The sequence below is a fragment of the Pseudoalteromonas sp. P1-26 genome, assembly GCF_001401795.1.
Lineage (GTDB): Bacteria > Pseudomonadota > Gammaproteobacteria > Enterobacterales > Alteromonadaceae > Pseudoalteromonas.
On sequence record NZ_LKDX01000035.1, the window covers coordinates 1 to 19255 of the forward strand.

The following is a 19255-nucleotide window of genomic DNA, read 5'->3' on the forward strand; positions in this document are numbered from 1 at the left end:
GCGAGTTGCGAGTTGCGAGTTGCGAGTTGCGAGTTGCGAGTTGCGAGTTGCGAGTTGCGAGTTGCGAGTTGCGAGTTGCGAGTTGCGAGATATTGAAGTGTTTGAAAGAGTAAAGCGAAAGCTTTACTCTTTTTTAGTTTCAATAACTATATAATTCACATTTTGAGTTAATTAAATTTATCAAAAAAACCTAAATTAATCTGAACATACGAGATTTTATACTCGATGTTAAATGCATTCTAGTGATGTTGTTGGCCATATAGGCTGATCGTTATCGCTATACAATACACCAAAATTAATGTTTGTGAGGTTATTAAAATGAAATTGAAGTTCTAGCCATTCTTTTTCAAACGTTACAGATATAAACGAGCCATAATCATCAACAGAAGGTTCAGAGCCTAGTTCAGTCTTAATAATTGATATAACTTCGGCCATTGGCTTACCTATAAGTTGATAACCAAACAAAGCTGCACTTTTATTGTAAACTTCGATCCAGCCAAGACGATTATCATTGTCAATTTCAAAAGTCAGCTCTATTAAAAGCTGGTTAAACTGCAATCGCTTATTTTCTGAATCGGTGAAAAATATTTTATCAGGTACACCTAACGCAGAAACAGCTTGCGTCTCTGTAAGACCAAATTGAATTGTGTCGATTCCATGCCCTAGTATGATTTCCATTAATTGAATCCTTTTAAGCGAAAACAGGGTTTTATATGCAATTAGATATTCGGCTCAACATATCTAAGCCTTGGTTTTGGTTCAAAAGAAACCAAGAAGTTATTATCGTCGTTCGCTAAATAGACTCTTAAAACCAACTCACCGCCCCACGCTTGAAAGGCAATTCTTGTAATTTCTTCTTTATAAATATGAAATACTAACTCCGTTCCGTAAAATAACTTTACACTCACTGAGTTATTCATAAATGGTGAATGAGTAAATATTAATTTTTCGTTGTTCTCATAGGTCTTAATGAATGAGAATAGCCCTTCATCATGATCATATTCGCAAGAATAGCCAAATCCTTTTTCAAAAAACTCTACTTCATCAGGAAACTCGTATGTCAATTTTACACCTTGCTACAACTGTAATTAATGTACAGTAAAGAGTTTTTGATTACGGGTAATTCTCTAGCTTTCATTAGCAAACAACCTAGCGTCTTCAAGTTGCCCTTCTGTACAAACCCACCGCCAATGAATGTCTTCAATCTTATTGCCTAGTATTGATAACTCTTTTTTTAAGCGGCTTCTATCTCTAGTAAGCCAAAACCAACCACTTAAATTATATCTCACAAAAATAGTTACTTTCGTTTCTTTAAAACTCTCATGATTTAACGAGTCGTTATATAAATCAACTATGTCTTTCTGAATATTTTTGTCCATAAGGAAGTCATTTGCTTCATCAATTTTATTCTCAAACAAATCTAAATACTTCCAATATTCGATGTAAGCTTTAACTAAAATAAGCTTAAGATCACTACCTGTCGGGGCATTCCTAGAAGCTTTTCTTGCAAACTCAAGCATTTCTTCGTTATCACCGCCCCACTTTTCAGATAAAGCAATGATCATGTGCATGTGTGCAGCCCAGTTATAAGGATCTCTAGCTATTGCTTCCTCATAATATTTAAATTTAAGTTCATCGCTATCTGAGTACCATGTAGCTACCATAATCAAGTATGCCCATGGTGTAGGATCCTCTGGTGTTTTATCTGCACATTCTAATAATACTTGCCTAGTTTTATCCAATCGTCTGAAAAACTCTTTCCATTGAGCTTCTGATATTTCAGCTCCACGACCATAGCCCCTTGCAGACCAAGACCATTGTAGTAAACGAGCACCATAACAAAGTAGAGCATCCCCGGAGTCTGGATGAGAATTTGTCCACTTTTCTAAAGCTTGAGGAAACATTATTCGAGACATACTTACAGAATAAAAATAACGCTCCTCATGGCTATCTAATGTTTCAAATAACTCTTTAAGGTCACTGTATTGGTCAGGTTTATCTAAAACGTTGTAAGCTTTTATACATCCGTAAGCACATTGTCTACGTTTATTATTCTTATGTTTTCTATGGAAATACATCAACATAGATAAAATAGATAAAGCACACAAAATCAAAAAAATCATTCAAAATCCAAATTTAATAAATAAAGTTTAATGTAGTTTGTAAGTATTCAATGCCTACCAACAAACGCTAAAATCCAATCATGTTCTTCATCAGTTGATGTTTCTTTATTAACGAACTCTGATATTTCAGCTTTCATTGCTTCAAATTCACTAATACCCTCTTTTATGTTTGATAAATGAGTTGTATGAAAGAAACATCCGTAAATCCCACTTGTTAGGGTGTATGGTGCAATATCACCACCTTTTTCTATAGTTAAGCGAGCACCTTTTGAGTGCTCCTCGTCTTTAATTATTTCACCACTTTCAGAACCTATCGTTCCTATAGTTTCTCCGTTATCAATTTCACTCCACATATCATACCTTGTAGTTTAGAAAATCAGCTTCGGGTAATAGCAATATCGCATTTATACCCACCCATTTCGCTTTCTAAATTATCACTATTATAAAAAGTGTATTTACCGGGAACTGTGAAAAGAATCTCATTAAAACCATTAGCTTCCCAGCGAAAACCCATGGTTTCGGGGGTTAAGCTGACTAAACTTGTAGCTTTAAGCTGAGAAGTAGACATTAAACTTTTCATTTCTTTTGGAGCACTATCAACAACCAAAAATAACCATGTGCTATCGGCTTCACGATAAATAGCTAACTCTTTAAATGAGTTCTCTCCAAACATAATAGAGACGCTACCGTTTACGCTAATTTCATTAGGGCTACAGTCAAAATGCTTTGGTGAATAAGCCCAAACAGTGTCAGGCGATTCATTTCCTTGTATAGCTAAACAAGTAAATGAAACTAATAAAAAATAGATATTTACTCAAAATAATCATTAGCAACAGATAATTAGCTTGGCCAGAAATAAAATAGAAAGCTCAAGGTAAAGCTGATGCTCTTCATCAATTACAACTTATTGTTCATAATCACTTAAAGGTACATAGCTTTTTATACCAAAAGAGTCATTAATAACAAACACATAATAATAAGTAATATCTCAATCAAACAAAGAGTTAATTCAAGTCCACCGCTAATCATTAGCTTCTTATACATATTGGAATTGATGGGCAACATACAAAATAACAGCTCCGGTTAGCCAGCACAATAAAGCCAGTCCTAGGTTTTTAAAAGCCTCTTTTTTATGTGAAATCGCAATTGAATTGAAGAAGTTATTAGTTAGAAATAAAAACGGGAAACAACTAACGAGCAATGGATGAGAACAATTTTCTAATGATTTTCTAAATTCAGAGACTGAATTGACAGAAAAAATTACAAACCCAATAAGCAGTGGGATTACTAAAATTGCGAGTACAAATTTTTCCATGTCCTAATATTTTCCTTACGAATAACCCTGAAGCAATTTTATAATTGAAGAAAACTTTACAGCTATAGACTAAAAATAATGTGGCACGAGACATAGCATACCGCATTCGTCCTTCTAATATTAACTTGCTAACTTGCTTTTAAATACCTCTAAAAAATACAGATTGTAAGAAGCTTAGAAGATCAGTTTGATTAGAATAATATTCAACAATCTCACCCCAAACTTCGAAGTTACTTAAATTGAACCCGTCTTCTATATCATTATAATAAAGACATCGCTTACCAATTATTGCGACAACCCAAAAGCCATTGCCCTCTTCACCAAATGGGTACTGAGTCCATTTTTCAAGCTTGTTTAATTTAATTTGGTTCCACAGGTTTCTTTCTACAAAAGACATGTTGAACTCAGCAATTTCTATAATGCCTTCTAAATGAGGTTTTGTGATAGGTTTCCAGTTACTCATAATGCTTCTATTTTTAGCGATTTAATTCATCTATGATAAATCACATAACCTTCTGATATTTAGTATTAACGAACTCAAGAAAGAGACCCTCAATATGTGTTTGCCGAAAATATTTTAACGGCTAACAGATATATCAAAGATAAACAGGTTTTTAAAATAACAAAATAAAAATTAGCTACTTTAAGCAGCAAAAAAAGAATCGTTATGCTTACTTGATCCAAGCATGTTGATATGTGTTAGGTGTCGATTATTACGAAACCTTCAGCCCAATTATCTTTACCAAGTGAGTAACACGATATATAGAAACCACTTTCGTCACAAGCAGTAGGATTAATATTTGGAAAATCTCTAAACCCAGGTTGCTCTTTTAGCCTTCCAACAGCAGCAATTGCCTCTTGCTCAGAAGCATAAATCCCGATTGTCTTTACACATTCATTGTTTTCAGAAATTATGTGCAAATGCTCTAGCAGGTATACTTTATCCATAGAAACCTAACATTTAAATGGTGCGTTCATCGCGCATACTTTGCAGACTTAACGCCAATTATCTGATTTCTACATTTTTAACAAATTCCCTAAATGATTACTACCACATAGTTTTTTAAGACATTAAAGTCAAATTAAAATGAGTAATCTGATCGCAACGTTCATTGCTGAAAAGAGCAGTTTAGCAATTGATTAAACATGATATTTAGCCAATCTTAATAAACACTTTTTGATCGCTAGAGTTCTAGGGAATTCACCTGATTAAGTATTGTGAGCTTGCCACAAAAACAAAAAGAGCATTGTATATAGCACGATATAAATCACGCTTACAATGCTCTTTAGAAACTATTTTAAAATAACGAGGTTATTTTAGTGAGTCGTTAATTTCTTTTAGTGTTGCAACTGGATCTGCCGATTGGGTGATTGGGCGGCCTACAACTAAAAAATCGCTGCCATCTTCAACGGCTTGTTTTGGTGTCATGATGCGCTTTTGGTCGCCTGCATCGCTGCCTGCAGGGCGAATACCTGGAGTAACCAGTTTAAAGTCTGCGCCAAGTTCTGCTTTAAGCTTTTTCGCTTCTTGTGCTGAGCACACTACCCCATCAAGGCCTGATTCTTTGGCAAGGTTTGCTAAGTAAATTACTTGCTCTTCTGGTGTTTTATCTACACCTAAACGAGTAAGCTCTGCGGCATCCATACTGGTTAGTACGGTTACCGCAATCAGTAATGGTGCGTCATCACCAAACTGCTCTAAAGCTTGTTTTGCTTTAGTCATCATTTCAACGCCACCAGAGGCATGTACGTTAACCATCCACACACCCATTTTTGCAGCCGCTGTTACAGCTTTAGCCACTGTATTTGGAATATCGTGAAATTTTAGGTCTAAGAATACATCAAAACCTAAGTCGATTAGTTCCTTAACAAAGCTAGGACCAAAATACGTGAACATTTCTTTGCCTACTTTAAGGCGACACGTATCAGGCGATAATTGCTTTACAAACGCAAGAGCTGTTTGTTGATCATCATAATCAAGGGCAATTAATACTTTTTTTGAATCTTCGACAGACATAACTTTCCTAAAAACTAATGGACTAATATGAATTAAAAACCGTCTATGCCACGGCTTGGAACAATTGTTTCCCAGTGCTTACAAGATGGACATACCCAATAAATGGTATGACTGGTAAAGCCACAGTGTTGGCACTGAAAATCAGGTTTGGTTGCGATATAAGACGTAACTAGCTTATCAATTTGATCGAGTACATCTTTAATATCGTTGTTTTGTTTAGCTAGTAGCTGTAATAAAAAGCTAAAGCCACGAATAGTTGGGTGACGCTTTAAACTATCCGTTAAAAATTTAATTGCTTGCTCTATGTGACCTTGCTCAAGTAACGCTTGGCAGTGTTTTATTTTTATTAATACGCCACCTTTATCGAGCAGTTCATTGAGTAATTCGTAAAACTGATGCGTTAAATTGAGCTTTTGATAACTGAGCGCTAATTCTTCAATAAATACCGGCGCAAAAAACGTGAATTGGCTAATCAGCTCGCGCCAGTAGTAAATTGCTTTCACATAATCTTCTTTGGTGAAAGCACTATGGCCAAGCTCATAGAGTGGGCGAATGGCTTTGTGGTTTAAGCTAATGGCTTTACGCATAATTTGCGTATCGTTATCTTGTAAGGCTGCTTCACAGTAAAAATTGGCAATCGCTTTTACATGCTGAGGTTTAGTGAACAACTCACTGTGGGCCTCGTACATGTTAATGCCCTTTTCCCATTCACGGGTTTGTGAATAAAGATTAATAATAGGCTCTAAGGCTTCTTTATAGCCTGCCTTAACAAGCCATACTAAATGCTCTTCTGCACCATCTAACAAGCCTGCCATAATGTAATCTTCAGCAAGTTCTAAGCGGCTGGTTGCAGCTTGTTGGTCATCAAGACTTGGATGTTTTAATAGCAGCTCATGAATTTTAATGGCGCGGTCAAGTTCGCCACGGCGGCGGAACATTGTTGCAAGCGTTGAATAGTGTTCAACTGAATCAGCGGCAACTTCGAGTAGGTTGATAAGGTGCTCTAAGCCTTGGTCTTCTTCTCTGTCTAAGAGAAATTTAAGGCCTTTAGAATATTCAGAGGTAATTTGGCGATTAAGCTGATGAGCTTGGTTTTTAGCGCTGTTTTTACCCATTATCCAACCGTAACCGGCTGCAACGGGTAAAAGTAAAAACAGAAGCTCAATCATGATTAGGTGTCTTTATTAGCAACAAGCTTTTTATTGTTTTTTTCAGGCGCTAATTTTTTCTTTAAGCGATAATTTTGCCACTTTAACTGAGAAAACAGTGTAAAGCTTATAAAACAACCAATTGCGACACCTAAAATAAAGCAGATACTTATTACAACAGCTAAGGGCAAAGTATTACTGGCGATTAAATAATTGATTTGCACCAATTGTGGATTCTGTGAACCAAGTACAAACGCAATAAATAAACACAGCGCAATTAATACAATTTTTAATACCCTAAACAAGTAACTACTCCTGTATAAAACTAGGCAATACTCGCATTTACGCGGTCACGTAATTCTTTACCTGGTTTAAAATGTGGTACGTGCTTACCGTCTAACTCAACTGTTTCGCCAGTCTTTGGATTACGACCTGTGCGAGGAGAACGATAATGCAATGAGAAACTTCCAAAGCCACGGATCTCGATGCGATCTGAGCTAGATAATGAGCCGGCCATTTGTTCAAGAATTTCTTTAACGGCATTTTCAACATCTTTCACAGGGATGTGTGCGTGTTGCTCGGCAAGTTGTTCTATCAATTCTGACTTAGTCATAGCGTTTCCTTAAAGAGTGGTAAAGGAAGGGCAAAACTGCCCTTCCAATTTTAAAAGACTAGATATTAGTCTTTTTGAGCATTTTTGAATGCTGCAGCCATAGCGTTTTCGAACGCTGGCTCTTCTTTCTTAAGCTTCTCTAGTACTTCTTTCTCTTCTGCTTCGAAAAGAGCTTTAACAGATAAGCTTAAAGTGCGGTTCTTACGATCAACACCAACGTATTTCGCTTCGATTTCGTCGCCTGCAGAAACTACAGTAGTAGCATCTTCAACACGCTCTTGAGCGATATCAGCTACACGGATGTAACCTTCAACGCCTTCGATTAGCTCAACAGTTGCGCCTTTCGCATCAACTTCAGTCACTTTACCTTTAACAATAGCACCTTTTTTGTTTGCGTCCAGGTAGTTATTGAATGGGTCAGCTTCGATTTGTTTAACGCCTAGAGAGATACGCTCACGCTCTGGGTCAACTTGTAATACGATAGCAGTGATTTCGTCGCCTTTCTTGAATTCACGAACAGCTTCTTCGCCTGGCGTGTTCCAAGAAATGTCTGAAAGGTGAACAAGACCGTCAATACCGCCTTCAAGACCGATGAAGATACCGAAGTCAGTGATTGATTTGATCTTACCAGTAACTTGGTCGCCTTTGTTTTGTAGACGAGCAAATTCTTGCCATGGGTTAGCAATACATTGCTTAAGACCAAGAGAAATACGACGACGCTCTTCGTCGATTTCAAGAACCATAACTTCAACAGTGTCACCTAGTGAAACAACTTTTGAAGGGTGGATGTTCTTGTTAGTCCAATCCATTTCAGAAACGTGTACTAGACCTTCTACGCCTTCTTCGATTTCAACGAAACAACCGTAGTCAGTAAGGTTAGTTACACGACCAGAAAGCTTAGAACCTTCTGGGTAACGACCAGCGATAGCTGCCCATGGATCTTCGCCAAGCTGTTTAAGGCCTAGAGATACACGAGTCTTTTCTTTGTCGAATTTAAGAACTTTAACTGCGATTTCGTCGCCAACATTAACGATTTCTGAAGGGTGCTTAACACGCTTCCACGCCATGTCTGTGATGTGTAGTAGACCGTCAACACCACCAAGGTCAACGAACGCACCGTAGTCTGTAAGGTTCTTAACGATACCTTTAACTTCTTGACCTTCAACAAGGTTAGCAAGAAGTTCTTCACGCTCTTGTGAGTTCTCTGATTCGATAACTGCACGGCGAGAAACAACAACGTTGTTACGTTTTTGGTCAAGCTTGATTACTTTGAACTCAAGCTCTTTACCTTCAAGGTGAGTTGTGTCACGTACTGGACGAACATCAACAAGTGAACCAGGTAGGAAGGCACGGATTGAATCAACTTCAACAGTGAAACCGCCTTTAACTTTACCGTTGATAACACCAGTAACAGTCTCTTGCTCTTCACATGCTTTTTCTAAGCGGATCCACGCTTCGTGACGCTTCGCTTTCTCACGAGAAAGGATAGTTTCACCGAAACCGTCTTCGATTGCGTCTAAAGCAACATCTACTTCGTCGCCAACAGCAACTTCTAGTTCACCAGCAGCATTTTTGAATTGCTCAGCAGGGATTGCACTTTCAGATTTAAGACCAGCATCAACAAGTACGATGTTGTTCTCGATTGAGATAACAGTACCTTTAACGATAGAGCCTTGCTCTGCTTCAAAACCCTTAAGGCTTTCTTCAAATAACTGCGCAAAATTTTCTGACATTATACGTCTCTAAATAATTAAATAACCAATTAGCAACCATGCTGCATGGGGTTGTTAAAATAGCACTAGCTTCCTGCCGGCACCTTAATAAATTACTTTTAAGCTTTTGGAAGCTTTCCTGCAAGTACTGCTTCGTCGAGTAAAGTTACAACTTTATCAAACACTTGCATTGCATTAAGCTCGCTAGTATCGAGCTCAATGGCGTCTTCTGCAGGAACAAGCGGCGCAACTTCACGCGTCATATCACGGTGATCGCGAGCTTTTATGTCCTCAAGTAGACCACCTAGTGTAACATCAAGACCGCGTTCGTTCAACTCAGCAAAGCGACGACGAGCGCGCTCTTCAGCTGATGCGGTTAAATAAATCTTCAATGGTGCATCAGGGAACACAACTGTGCCCATGTCACGACCATCGGCAATTAAGCCGCTCTCAGTACGAAACGCACGTTGACGACGTAATAATGCTTCTCTCACCCGTGGTAATGCAGCAATCTTTGATGCCGCAGCACCCACTTCTTCGTTACGAATTGTGGTTGTGACGTCTTCGCCTTCCAATACAATTTTAGAAGTATGCGTTTGGCTATCGACCAAAAACTGCACATCTAAGTTTGCAGCTAGCGGTACTAGCGCATCTTCATTATCTAGTTCAATTTGATGATGAAGCGCTGCAAGTGACAGCACACGGTAAATCGCTCCACTGTCTAATACATCCCAACCTAATTTCTCGGCTAACAAGCGACAAACAGTTCCTTTACCTGAACCACTTGGGCCATCGATGGTGATTACGGGCATTGATAACGCCTGCATTTATAACCTCCTGCAATGCACACCAAAATAAAACCGCGATATTATACGCCAGTTCTAGAAATAGATCCGCATTTAGAATGTAACTTTTTATATTTTCTTCTGTTTTATTGACTTGAGACAGACTCTAGTACTTTGAAAAACGTTGGAAAAGTTTTGTATGTACACTTAGGATCGTTAATGGTTATCGGCTTTCCGCCAACGGCAACCATTGCAAAACACATGGCAATACGGTGATCGTTATAGGTATCAATCGCTACATCGTTAAATGTTTCTGGTGGTGTAATTTCGATGAAATCTTCACCTTCAACCACTTCTGCACCAACTTTACGAAGCTCAGTCGCCATGGCATATAGGCGATCTGTTTCTTTTACACGCCAGTTATAGATATTACGAATAGCTGTTTTACCTTTAGCAAAAAGCGCAACAGTGGCTAGTGTCATTGCCGCATCTGGAATTGCATTGGCATCAATATCGACAGCGTTTAGCTCGCCTTTACGAACCACCAGCTTTTCATCATACCAATCGATTTTGGCGCCTACTTGCTCCATAACTTTGGCAAAACCAATATCACCTTGAACAGATGCCGCACCTACCCCGTTAATTTCAATTTCGCCACCTGCTATTGCAGCCGCCGCAACAAAATAAGAGGCGCTTGATGCATCACCTTCAACCATAATGCGCTCAAGTGCTTGATACTGCTGACAGCCTTTAACGTAAAATGTTTCGTAATTGTCATGGCTTACTGTAACGCCAAAACGCTTCATTACATCTAGGGTAATGTCAATGTAAGGCTTTGATACCAGTGTACCTTTAATGGTAATTTCTGTATCGCCATTAAATAATGGTGCTGCCATTAGTAACGCTGTTAAGAACTGGCTAGAAATGCTGCCATCAATTGCAACTTTGCCACCGTTGATTTTGCCGCCTTTAATGGCCAGTGGTGGATAATCTTTATGCTTAAGGTATTCAACATCACCACCCAGTGCTTGCAGTGCATCTACCAAATGGCCAATTGGGCGCTCTTCCATGCGAGGCTCGCCCACCAGCTGGTACTCGCCTTCTACAGCTGCTAAAACGGCTGTAAGTGGACGATAAGCAGTACCGGCATTACCTAAAAATAAAGGCTCGCTCGGAGTTTTAAATTTACCTGCAACACCCTCTACGGTGGCCACTGTTTTATCTTCATTAAGCGAAACATTTACGCCTAAAAGATTTAATGCACCTAGCATGTGACGAATATCATCACTATCTAATAGGTTTTCAACAACCGTTGTGCCCTCTGCAAGAGCAGCAAGCAGTAAGATACGGTTTGATAAGCTTTTTGAGCCTGGTAGTGTCACACTACCATTTACCTTTGTAATCGGTTCAAGACGAAGCTGTTCCATAATTAGCTGTTCTCCTTGGCGAATTTTTCCATAAAATTAACCAAGGCTTGAACACCTTCAAGTGGCATCGCATTATAAATGCTTGCGCGCATACCACCGACAATACGGTGACCTTCAAGGGCTAATAAGCCTGCTTCTTTTGACTCACTAATGAATTTATCATTCAGTGATTCGTCGTTTAACCAAAACGGTACGTTCATACGCGAACGGCAATGCTTAGCAACTTTGTTGCTATAAAAATCTGAGCTATCAATGTAGCTGTAAAGAAGTTCTGCTTTTGCGATGTTTTGTTCTTCCATCGCTTTAACGCCGCCGTTTGCTTCAAGCCACTCAAATACTTCAGCAGCTAAATACCACGCAAATGTAGGTGGTGTGTTATACATGCTGCCTTGTTTTGCTTCTAAGGCGTAATCAAGAATACCTGGCTTTGCAAGCCCTTCACGCTCTAATAGCGTTTTACGTACAATAACAATCGATAAACCAGATGGGCCAATATTCTTTTGTGCGCCAGCGTAAATAAGATCAAACTGATTTACGTCAAACTCACGCGATAAAATAGTCGATGACATATCAGCCACAATCGGTGCTGATGGGTGTGATGGTACGTCAAAAATTTCTATGCCATCTACGGTTTCATTCGGACAATAGTGAATGTATGACGCATCAGCTGGTAATTCCCAGCTGCTTGCTGGTTTTATAGAGAACTGGCCATTTTGCTGCTCATCATCACGTACATTGATGCTTTCAACTGCAGTGAATTTTGCCGCTTCTGAAGTAGCCCCTTTAGACCACACACCGTTTTCACAGTACACGGCTGGCTTATCATCAAGGTGAAGATTCAATGGTACAGCACTGAATTGACCACGGCCACCGCCGTGCATAAATAACACTTCAAACTCATCGCTAATATTCATTAAACGACGCAGGCTTGCTTCACATTTAGTGGTAAGCGCTAAAAAGTCGCTGCTGCGATGGCTAATTTCCATCACAGAGACACCTAAACCTTGCCAATCTATAAATTCTTTTTGTGCTTTTTGCATAACTGCCGGCGGTAGCATTGCCGGTCCTGCACAAAAATTATACTTAGTCATTACTTTGCCTCATTCCAGTAATTATAGTGCGGATAAAAAAAGCGGCCGAAGCCGCTTTTTAAATCAATGTTATTCTGAAGGTGGGTTATCACCCGTTTCTTCAGTATTGGTATCGACTACTTCAACGGCCTCGCCTTCGATGGCTTCAAGCTCATCAACTTCGATTTCTTCGATACGTTGTAAACCAACTACTTGCTCTTCGTCAATAGTTCGTATCAAAATAACGCCTTGAGTATTACGACCAACCGTAGAAACCTCGTTTACACGGGTACGTACTAAGGTACCGCGATTAGAGATAATCATGATTTCGTCGTTATCGTCAACTTGTACTGCACCAACCACAGCGCCATTACGCTCGCTTACTTTGATTGATACAACACCTTGTGTTGCACGGCTCTTCGATGGGTAATCTTCAAGTGCTGTACGCTTACCGTAACCGTTTTCTGTCACAGTTAGGATTGCACCATCTGACTTAGGTACGATTAACGACACAACGCGTTGGTCGTCAGCCATCTTAATACCACGAACACCTGTTGCTGTACGACCCATTGGACGTACACCTTTGAAGCGGATTTCTGGGTTACCGTTTTCGTCTAGAACTGGGTTACCGTTTTCATCAACAACTTCTGACTCTTCTGCTTCTTTAAAGCGAACAACTTTACCAGCATCAGTGAATAGCATGATTTCATTCGTGCCATCAGTGATATCAACACCAATTAGGCTATCGCCTTCATTTAGGTTAACAGCGATGATACCGCTCGCACGTTGACGGCTGTATGCTGTAAGTGGTGTTTTCTTAACTGTACCAAACGCAGTTGCCATGAAGATGAATTTATCTTCTTCGTACTCACGTACTGGTAAGATAGCTGTAATACGCTCATCAGCTTCAAGTGGTAATAAGTTAACAATTGGCTTACCACGCGCTGCACGGCTTGCTAATGGTAACTGATATACTTTCAACCAGTATAAGCGACCTGCTGTTGAGAAACATAAGATTGTATCGTGCGTGTTAGCAACTAATAGACGTTCTATGAAGTCTTCATCTTTCATCTTCGTTGCTGATTTACCTTTACCACCACGACGCTGTGCTTCGTAGTCAGATAATGGTTGATACTTAACGTAACCTTCGTGAGAAAGCGTTACGACAACGTCTTCTTCATTGATTAGGTCTTCAAGGCTAATATCGTGAGCAGCTGCACTGATTTCAGTACGACGTTCGTCACCATATTGTTCTTTAATTTCTACTAGCTCGTCGCGGATAACTTCCATTAGACGCTCTGGGCTTGAAAGAATGTGTAAAAGCTCAGCAATTAGATCAAGTAAGTTTTGGTACTCGTCTAAGATCTTCTCATGCTCAAGACCTGTTAGTTTGTGTAAACGTAGGTCTAGAATTGCCTGTGCTTGTTGCTCAGATAAATAGTACTGACCGTCACGAATACCTAGTTCAGCCGCTAACCAATCAGGACGTGCTACGTTATCTTCACCCGCTTTTTCAAGCATCGCTTTAACAGTGCCTAGTTCCCAAGGACGTGCTGTTAGTGCAGCTTTTGCTTCTGCTGGTGTTGGTGACTTACGAATAAGTTCGATAATTGGGTCGATATTCGCAAGGGCAATCGCTAGGCCTTCAAGCGTGTGTGCACGGTCACGGGCTTTACGTAAATCGAATACAGTTCGACGTGTAACAACTTCACGACGGTGCACGATAAACGCTTCAAGCATTTCTTTTAGGTTGAAACACTTAGGTTGGTTGTTATCAAGTGCAACCATGTTCATACCAAACACAGTTTGTAACTGAGTTTGTGCATATAGGTTGTTTAAGATTACTTCACCAACATCACCACGTTTGATTTCGATAACGATACGCATACCGTCTTTATCTGATTCGTCACGTAGTGCGCTAATACCTTCAATCTTCTTATCTTTAACAAGCTCTGCGATCTTCTCAATAAGGCGTGCTTTGTTAACTTGATAAGGGATTTCGTGAACGATGATTGTTTCACGACCGGTTTTTTCGTCAACTTCGATTTCAGCGCGAGCACGGATATATACTTTACCACGACCGGTTAAGTACGCTTGCTCAATGCCTTTTTTACCATTGATAATCGCCGCAGTCGGGAAATCTGGACCCGGGATATATTCAATAAGCTCAGCAATTGACATATCAGGGTTTTGAATAAGCGCTAAACAACCATTGATAACTTCTGTTAAGTTATGAGGTGGAATGTTAGTCGCCATACCAACCGCGATACCCGAAGAACCATTTACTAATAAGTTAGGTACTTTAGTAGGTAATACGTCAGGAATTTGCTCAGTACCGTCGTAGTTCGGTACGTAATCAACCGTTTCTTTTTCTAAATCAGCTAATAATTCATGTGACATTTTCGCCATACGGACTTCCGTATAACGCATTGCTGCCGCAGAGTCACCGTCAACAGAACCAAAGTTACCTTGGCCGTCAACAAGCATGTAGCGTAATGAGAAAGGCTGCGCCATACGAACGATGGTGTCATATACCGCGCTGTCGCCATGTGGGTGGTACTTACCGATTACATCACCAACAACACGTGCTGATTTCTTGTAAGGTTTATTCCAATCATTATTGAGTTCGTTCATTGCAAACAGAACGCGGCGGTGAACTGGCTTTAAGCCGTCACGTACGTCTGGCAATGCACGTCCTACGATTACACTCATCGCGTAATCAAGGTAGGAGTTTTTTAATTCATCTTCAATATTGACTGGCAGAATTTCATTGGCGAGATCAGTCATTTGATTTCACATTCCTTCAGTATTGACTCATTAAGAGGCAAACCGCCGTCTTAAGAGCTTTAGTTATTATTTCCAGACCATGCTATCACAATTTATTTAGATTTACAGGCGCTAAATCTTTGCGATTTATTAATTTCCCCCTATATAATGGCCTCAGATTAACGAGGAAGTTTTTTATGACCGAGCATCAAAATGTAGATAATGCAGAAATTGCAAAGTTTGAAGCCATCGCAGAACGTTGGTGGGACCGCGACGGAGAGTTCAAACCCCTTCATGAAATAAATCCTCTACGTTTGGATTTTGTCGCTGATAAAGTAGGCGGCTTATTTGATAAGGAAACCTTAGATGTTGGCTGTGGTGGCGGCATCTTAAGTGAAAGTATGGCGCGTATGGGCGCTAAAGTAACCGGCATCGATATGGGCCAAGAGCCACTTACCGTTGCTAAGTTACATAGTTTAGAAACAGGCGTACCTGTTGATTATATAAAGGTACCTGCAGAGCAATTTGCTGCTGAGCACCCTGCTCGCTTTGATGTTGTGACCTGTATGGAAATGCTTGAGCATGTTCCAGATCCTGCTTCTATTATTCGTGCTGTAGCAAAGCTTGCTAAACCGGGCGCCGATGTATTCTTTTCAACATTAAATAAAACACCAAAAGCTTATTTGTTTGCTATTGTCGGTGCTGAAAAGCTTTTAAAGATGGTCCCTGAAGGTACTCATGACCATAAAAAGTTCATCAAACCTGCACAGCTTATTGCATGGGCAGAAGAAGCGGGATTAAAAGTACGCGCCAGTACCGGCCTTAACTATAACCCGTTTTCTAAGCAGTACAGCTTAAATGATGATGTAAGTGTTAATTACATCCTGCACTTTGAGAAACTAGCCTGATGAGTGGTGTACAAACACCCTCTATCGATTTTGATGCTTTTATCTTTGATTTAGATGGCACACTACTCGATACCGCAGATGACTTAGGTGGCGCATTGAACCGCGTGTTAGCAGATGCCAATGTGGCGCCTGTTGCTGAGCATGTTTATCGCCCTGCTGCGTCTAACGGTGCAAATGCATTATTAGAAGTAGGGTTTGGGGATAAATGGCCCGAACTTGAACAACTCGCCTTGCGCCAGCAGCTTCTTGACTACTACGCCGAAGATATTGCTGTGCACAGTAAATGTTTCAATGGCATCGAACAGCTTTTAATTGCACTTGAGCAAAACAATATTAAGTGGGGCATTATGACTAATAAGCCCGGCTTTTTAACTGAGCCCTTAGTGCAAGCTATTCCCTCTTTGCGTGATGCAAAGGCAGTTGTGAGTGGCGATACATTAGCTGTGTCAAAACCATCACCGGATCCACTATTACACACTGCTGAGATCTTAGATGTTGATCCGAGCCGTTGTTTGTATATCGGTGATGCTGAACGTGATATTCAAGCTGCAAAAGCGGCCAATATGTACAGCGCAACAGCGTTATGGGGTTATATACCCAGTGTAGACGCTGCACTTGGCTGGCAAGCGGATTTCAATTGGCAAACGCCAATAGATGGTTTTAACCATATATAGTGTTATTTGATAACTGAAACACCATATATTGTGATTTGATTTACTTTTGAGCATTCATTGATGATAAAAAAATCAGTCAAAATTTATTTTTAAAAACGGTAAATTTTCTGGATCTTTTGTTGATTTCTACAAATTTCGTCGTCTATGAATGTTCAAAGGTTAATGGTCACTAACACAATGCGTTTATCCAATAGTTATCCACAAAGTGGGGCAATTCTATCCCTTGCAAAACAGCGCAGACCACACTATCTTGTGATCTGCAATTTAAACAACACCAGATATTGTGGCTAAATGTTATTCAATTAGATCACCCTGGCGTTTAATAATAATAATTACATAAAGAATACCTTTGTCTTTACAACTATAATTTCCCAAGGAATACAGGCAAAACTATGAACCAACAGCTATCTGTAAGCAAACGTGACGGCCGTAAAGAGTCACTTGATCTAGATAAGATCCATCGCGTGATCGCTTGGGCCGCAGAAGGTCTAGAGAATGTGTCTGTCTCACAAGTTGAATTAAAATCACATATTCAATTTTATGACGGCATTCGTACCGATGACATTCATGAAACAATCATCAAAGCTGCAGCTGATCAGATCTCTAAAGATACGCCTGATTACCAATACCTAGCTGCTCGCTTAGCTGTATTCCATTTACGTAAAAAAGCGTACGGTCAATTTGAGCCACCACGCTTATACGATCACATCACGAAATTAGTTGAAGACAAGCGTTATGATCAACACCTACTTGTTGATTATACCGAGCAAGAAATTGACGAGTTAGATGCTTACATCGATCACAACCGTGACTTAAACTTCAGCTACGCTGCTGTAAAGCAACTTGAAGGTAAGTATTTAGTTCAAAACCGTGTTACTGGTGAAATCTACGAAAGTGCACAGTTTTTATATATCTTAGTGGCTGCAAGCTTATTCTCTGATTATCCAAAAGAGACACGCCTTGATTACATCAAGCGTTTTTATGATGCAGTATCTACATTCAAAATTTCATTACCTACCCCTATCATGGCAGGTGTACGTACCCCTACACGTCAGTTCAGCTCATGTGTACTTATTGAATGTGGTGATAGCCTAGATTCTATCAATGCAACATCGTCTGCGATTGTTAAATACGTTTCGCAACGTGCGGGTATTGGTATTAATGCCGGTCGCATCCGTGCCCTTGGTAGCCCTATTCGTAACGGCGAAGCGTACCACACAGGTTGTATTCCGTTTTATAAGCACTTCCAAACAGCAGTTAAGAGCTGTTCACAAGGTGGTGTTCGTGGCGGCGCAGCAACGTTGTTCTACCCACTTTGGCACTTAGAAGTTGAAAACCTACTTGTTCTTAAGAACAACCGTGGTGTTGATGATAACCGTGTACGTCACCTTGACTACGGTGTGCAGTTCAATAAATTAATGTATAGCCGTTTAATCAAAGACGATTACATCACATTATTTAGCCCTTCAGATGTACCGGGTCTATACGATGCATTCTTTGAAGATCAAGCAAAGTTTGATGAGCTATACATCAAATACGAGCAAGACGAGTCAATTCGTAAAAAACGTATTAAGGCGATTGAGTTATTCTCAATGTTTGCACAAGAGCGTGCGAGCACAGGTCGTATCTACTTACAAAACGTTGACCACTGTAATACGCACAGCCCGTTCATCTCGACTGTGGCACCAATTCGTCAATCTAACTTATGTTTAGAAATTGCATTACCAACTAAGCCACTTAGCAATGTAATGGATGAAGAAGGTGAAATTGCACTTTGTACGCTGTCGGCGTTTAACTTAGGTGCAATTGAATCACTTGACGAATTAGAGGAACTTGCTGAACTTGCAGTACGTGCTCTTGATAACTTACTTGATTTCCAAGACTACCCTGTTCCTGCGGCGAAAAACGCAACTATGGGTCGTCGTACGCTAGGTATTGGTGTTATTAACTACGCGTACTACTTAGCGAAAAATGGTAAGCGTTACTCAGATGGCAGCGCAAATGCCCTAACTCACAAAACATTTGAAGCAATTCAATATTACCTAATGAAAGCATCAAATGAGTTAGCTAAAGAACGTGGTGCGTGTCCTAAATTTAACGAGACAACGTATTCTCAAGGCATTATGCCAACAGATACTTACAAGCGTGACCTAGATCAGTTCTGTGAAGAGCCGCTTCACTTAGATTGGGACTCATTACGCGAAAGCATTAAAGAGCACGGTATGCGTAACTCTACGCTATCTGCCCTAATGCCTTCAGAGACATCATCGCAAATCTCTAACGCAACAAATGGTATTGAACCACCACGTGGTCATATCAGCGTTAAAGCAAGTAAAGATGGTATCTTAAAGCAAGTAGTGCCAGATTATGAAAATCTGAAAGATAACTACGAGCTACTGTGGGATATTCCTTCAAACGATGGTTACCTACAACTTGTTGGTATTATGCAAAAATTCGTTGACCAAACGATCTCTGCAAACACTAACTATGATCCATCTAAGTACGAAGGCGGTAAAGTACCTATGAAGGTGCTATTAAAAGACCTACTGACTGCGTATAAACTTGGTGTTAAAACCCTGTACTATCACAACACACGTGATGGTGCATCAGACTCTCAAGATGAGTTAACACCAGAGGTAGAAGATGACGGTTGTGCAGGCGGCGCTTGTAAAATCTAATTAAATTAATAACATAACA

General features: G+C 40.0%; 20 protein-coding genes. 3 read left to right on the top strand and 17 right to left on the bottom strand.

The window, feature by feature from the left end:
- Positions 1–228 precede the first annotated feature (228 nt).
- The 17 genes from AN394_RS15580 to gyrA all read right to left on the bottom strand — a co-directional run bounded on the left by AN394_RS15580 (position 229) and on the right by gyrA (position 14997).
- Positions 229–678 carry a hypothetical protein gene (locus AN394_RS15580; RefSeq protein WP_054561546.1) on the bottom strand — a complete coding sequence of 150 codons (450 nt, stop codon included), beginning with the start codon at positions 676–678 and terminating at the stop codon, positions 229–231.
- 41 nt (positions 679–719) lie between these two features.
- On the bottom strand, positions 720–1064 hold the full coding sequence (locus tag AN394_RS15585; protein ID WP_054561547.1) for a hypothetical protein: 345 nt from the start codon (positions 1062–1064) through the stop codon (positions 720–722).
- Positions 1065–1127: 63 nt separating this feature from the next.
- Positions 1128–2123 (bottom strand): hypothetical protein, encoded by a 996-nt coding sequence (locus AN394_RS15590; protein ID WP_055021946.1) that lies wholly within the window; start codon positions 2121–2123, stop codon positions 1128–1130.
- 47 nt (positions 2124–2170) lie between these two features.
- Positions 2171–2476: a hypothetical protein gene (locus tag AN394_RS15595; RefSeq protein WP_055021947.1), complete on the bottom strand. Its 306-nt coding sequence runs from the start codon at positions 2474–2476 to the stop codon at positions 2171–2173.
- Positions 2477–2499: 23 nt separating this feature from the next.
- Positions 2500–2796, bottom strand: coding sequence for a hypothetical protein (locus tag AN394_RS15600; RefSeq protein WP_055021948.1), 297 nt, complete (start codon positions 2794–2796; stop codon positions 2500–2502).
- Between the two features lie 363 nt (positions 2797–3159).
- Positions 3160–3438: a hypothetical protein gene (locus AN394_RS15605; RefSeq protein WP_055021949.1), complete on the bottom strand. Its 279-nt coding sequence runs from the start codon at positions 3436–3438 to the stop codon at positions 3160–3162.
- A gap of 139 nt (positions 3439–3577) precedes the next feature.
- The gene (locus tag AN394_RS15610) at positions 3578–3901 is read right to left on the bottom strand and encodes a hypothetical protein (protein WP_200910018.1); all 324 of its coding nucleotides are present in this window, start codon (positions 3899–3901) and stop codon (positions 3578–3580) included.
- Between the two features lie 236 nt (positions 3902–4137).
- Positions 4138–4386, bottom strand: coding sequence for a hypothetical protein (locus tag AN394_RS15615; protein WP_055021950.1), 249 nt, complete (start codon positions 4384–4386; stop codon positions 4138–4140).
- 364 nt (positions 4387–4750) lie between these two features.
- Positions 4751–5455 carry an orotidine-5'-phosphate decarboxylase gene (gene pyrF / locus AN394_RS15620; protein ID WP_054561549.1) on the bottom strand — a complete coding sequence of 235 codons (705 nt, stop codon included), beginning with the start codon at positions 5453–5455 and terminating at the stop codon, positions 4751–4753.
- A gap of 32 nt (positions 5456–5487) precedes the next feature.
- Entirely contained in the window at positions 5488–6624 is a 1137-nt protein-coding gene (gene lapB / locus AN394_RS15625; protein ID WP_054561550.1) for a lipopolysaccharide assembly protein LapB, read from the bottom strand.
- Between the two features lie 2 nt (positions 6625–6626).
- Positions 6627–6908 carry a lipopolysaccharide assembly protein LapA domain-containing protein gene (locus AN394_RS15630; protein WP_054551349.1) on the bottom strand — a complete coding sequence of 94 codons (282 nt, stop codon included), beginning with the start codon at positions 6906–6908 and terminating at the stop codon, positions 6627–6629.
- Positions 6909–6928: 20 nt separating this feature from the next.
- Positions 6929–7216: an integration host factor subunit beta gene (gene ihfB / locus AN394_RS15635; protein WP_036968575.1), complete on the bottom strand. Its 288-nt coding sequence runs from the start codon at positions 7214–7216 to the stop codon at positions 6929–6931.
- 65 nt (positions 7217–7281) lie between these two features.
- Positions 7282–8949: a 30S ribosomal protein S1 gene (gene rpsA / locus AN394_RS15640; protein WP_054551350.1), complete on the bottom strand. Its 1668-nt coding sequence runs from the start codon at positions 8947–8949 to the stop codon at positions 7282–7284.
- A gap of 98 nt (positions 8950–9047) precedes the next feature.
- The gene (gene cmk, locus AN394_RS15645) at positions 9048–9755 is read right to left on the bottom strand and encodes a (d)CMP kinase (RefSeq protein WP_054561551.1); all 708 of its coding nucleotides are present in this window, start codon (positions 9753–9755) and stop codon (positions 9048–9050) included.
- 104 nt (positions 9756–9859) lie between these two features.
- Positions 9860–11140 carry a 3-phosphoshikimate 1-carboxyvinyltransferase gene (gene aroA, locus AN394_RS15650; RefSeq protein ID WP_054561552.1) on the bottom strand — a complete coding sequence of 427 codons (1281 nt, stop codon included), beginning with the start codon at positions 11138–11140 and terminating at the stop codon, positions 9860–9862.
- Positions 11141–11142: 2 nt separating this feature from the next.
- On the bottom strand, positions 11143–12231 hold the full coding sequence (gene serC / locus AN394_RS15655) for a 3-phosphoserine/phosphohydroxythreonine transaminase (protein ID WP_054561553.1): 1089 nt from the start codon (positions 12229–12231) through the stop codon (positions 11143–11145).
- Between the two features lie 69 nt (positions 12232–12300).
- Positions 12301–14997 carry a DNA topoisomerase (ATP-hydrolyzing) subunit A gene (gene gyrA, locus AN394_RS15660; protein WP_054561554.1) on the bottom strand — a complete coding sequence of 899 codons (2697 nt, stop codon included), beginning with the start codon at positions 14995–14997 and terminating at the stop codon, positions 12301–12303.
- A gap of 176 nt (positions 14998–15173) precedes the next feature.
- On the opposite strand from gyrA, the gene ubiG reads away from it, so the two are divergent.
- From ubiG to nrdA, 3 genes are all read left to right on the top strand, one after another.
- A complete protein-coding gene (ubiG, locus tag AN394_RS15665; RefSeq protein WP_054561555.1) occupies positions 15174–15884 on the top strand; it encodes a bifunctional 2-polyprenyl-6-hydroxyphenol methylase/3-demethylubiquinol 3-O-methyltransferase UbiG in 711 nt (236 codons plus the stop codon).
- A complete protein-coding gene (locus tag AN394_RS15670) occupies positions 15884–16558 on the top strand; it encodes an HAD family hydrolase (protein WP_054561556.1) in 675 nt (224 codons plus the stop codon). The genes ubiG and AN394_RS15670 overlap by 1 nt, the downstream gene beginning before the upstream one ends.
- Positions 16559–16950: 392 nt before the next feature.
- Positions 16951–19236 (top strand): class 1a ribonucleoside-diphosphate reductase subunit alpha, encoded by a 2286-nt coding sequence (gene nrdA / locus AN394_RS15675; protein ID WP_054561557.1) that lies wholly within the window; start codon positions 16951–16953, stop codon positions 19234–19236.
- Positions 19237–19255: the final 19 nt, after the last annotated feature.

Bases quoted from the DNA above. Each gene is read 5' to 3' on its own strand.
- AN394_RS15580 (WP_054561546.1), bottom strand. From the start codon at position 678: ATGGAAATCATACTAGGGCATGGAATCGACACAATTCAATTTGGTCTT.
- AN394_RS15590 (WP_055021946.1), bottom strand. From the start codon at position 2,123: ATGATTTTTTTGATTTTGTGTGCTTTATCTATTTTATCTATGTTGATG.
- AN394_RS15595 (WP_055021947.1), bottom strand. From the start codon at position 2,476: ATGTGGAGTGAAATTGATAACGGAGAAACTATAGGAACGATAGGTTCT.
- AN394_RS15600 (WP_055021948.1), bottom strand. From the start codon at position 2,796: ATGTTTGGAGAGAACTCATTTAAAGAGTTAGCTATTTATCGTGAAGCC.
- AN394_RS15605 (WP_055021949.1), bottom strand. From the start codon at position 3,438: ATGGAAAAATTTGTACTCGCAATTTTAGTAATCCCACTGCTTATTGGG.
- AN394_RS15610 (WP_200910018.1), bottom strand. From the start codon at position 3,901: ATGAGTAACTGGAAACCTATCACAAAACCTCATTTAGAAGGCATTATA.
- AN394_RS15615 (WP_055021950.1), bottom strand. From the start codon at position 4,386: ATGGATAAAGTATACCTGCTAGAGCATTTGCACATAATTTCTGAAAAC.
- pyrF (WP_054561549.1), bottom strand. From the start codon at position 5,455: ATGTCTGTCGAAGATTCAAAAAAAGTATTAATTGCCCTTGATTATGAT.
- lapB (WP_054561550.1), bottom strand. From the start codon at position 6,624: ATGATTGAGCTTCTGTTTTTACTTTTACCCGTTGCAGCCGGTTACGGT.
- ihfB (WP_036968575.1), bottom strand. From the start codon at position 7,216: ATGACTAAGTCAGAATTGATAGAACAACTTGCCGAGCAACACGCACAC.
- rpsA (WP_054551350.1), bottom strand. From the start codon at position 8,949: ATGTCAGAAAATTTTGCGCAGTTATTTGAAGAAAGCCTTAAGGGTTTT.
- cmk (WP_054561551.1), bottom strand. From the start codon at position 9,755: ATGCAGGCGTTATCAATGCCCGTAATCACCATCGATGGCCCAAGTGGT.
- aroA (WP_054561552.1), bottom strand. From the start codon at position 11,140: ATGGAACAGCTTCGTCTTGAACCGATTACAAAGGTAAATGGTAGTGTG.
- serC (WP_054561553.1), bottom strand. From the start codon at position 12,231: ATGACTAAGTATAATTTTTGTGCAGGACCGGCAATGCTACCGCCGGCA.
- gyrA (WP_054561554.1), bottom strand. From the start codon at position 14,997: ATGACTGATCTCGCCAATGAAATTCTGCCAGTCAATATTGAAGATGAA.
- ubiG (WP_054561555.1), top strand. From the start codon at position 15,174: ATGACCGAGCATCAAAATGTAGATAATGCAGAAATTGCAAAGTTTGAA.
- AN394_RS15670 (WP_054561556.1), top strand. From the start codon at position 15,884: ATGAGTGGTGTACAAACACCCTCTATCGATTTTGATGCTTTTATCTTT.
- nrdA (WP_054561557.1), top strand. From the start codon at position 16,951: ATGAACCAACAGCTATCTGTAAGCAAACGTGACGGCCGTAAAGAGTCA.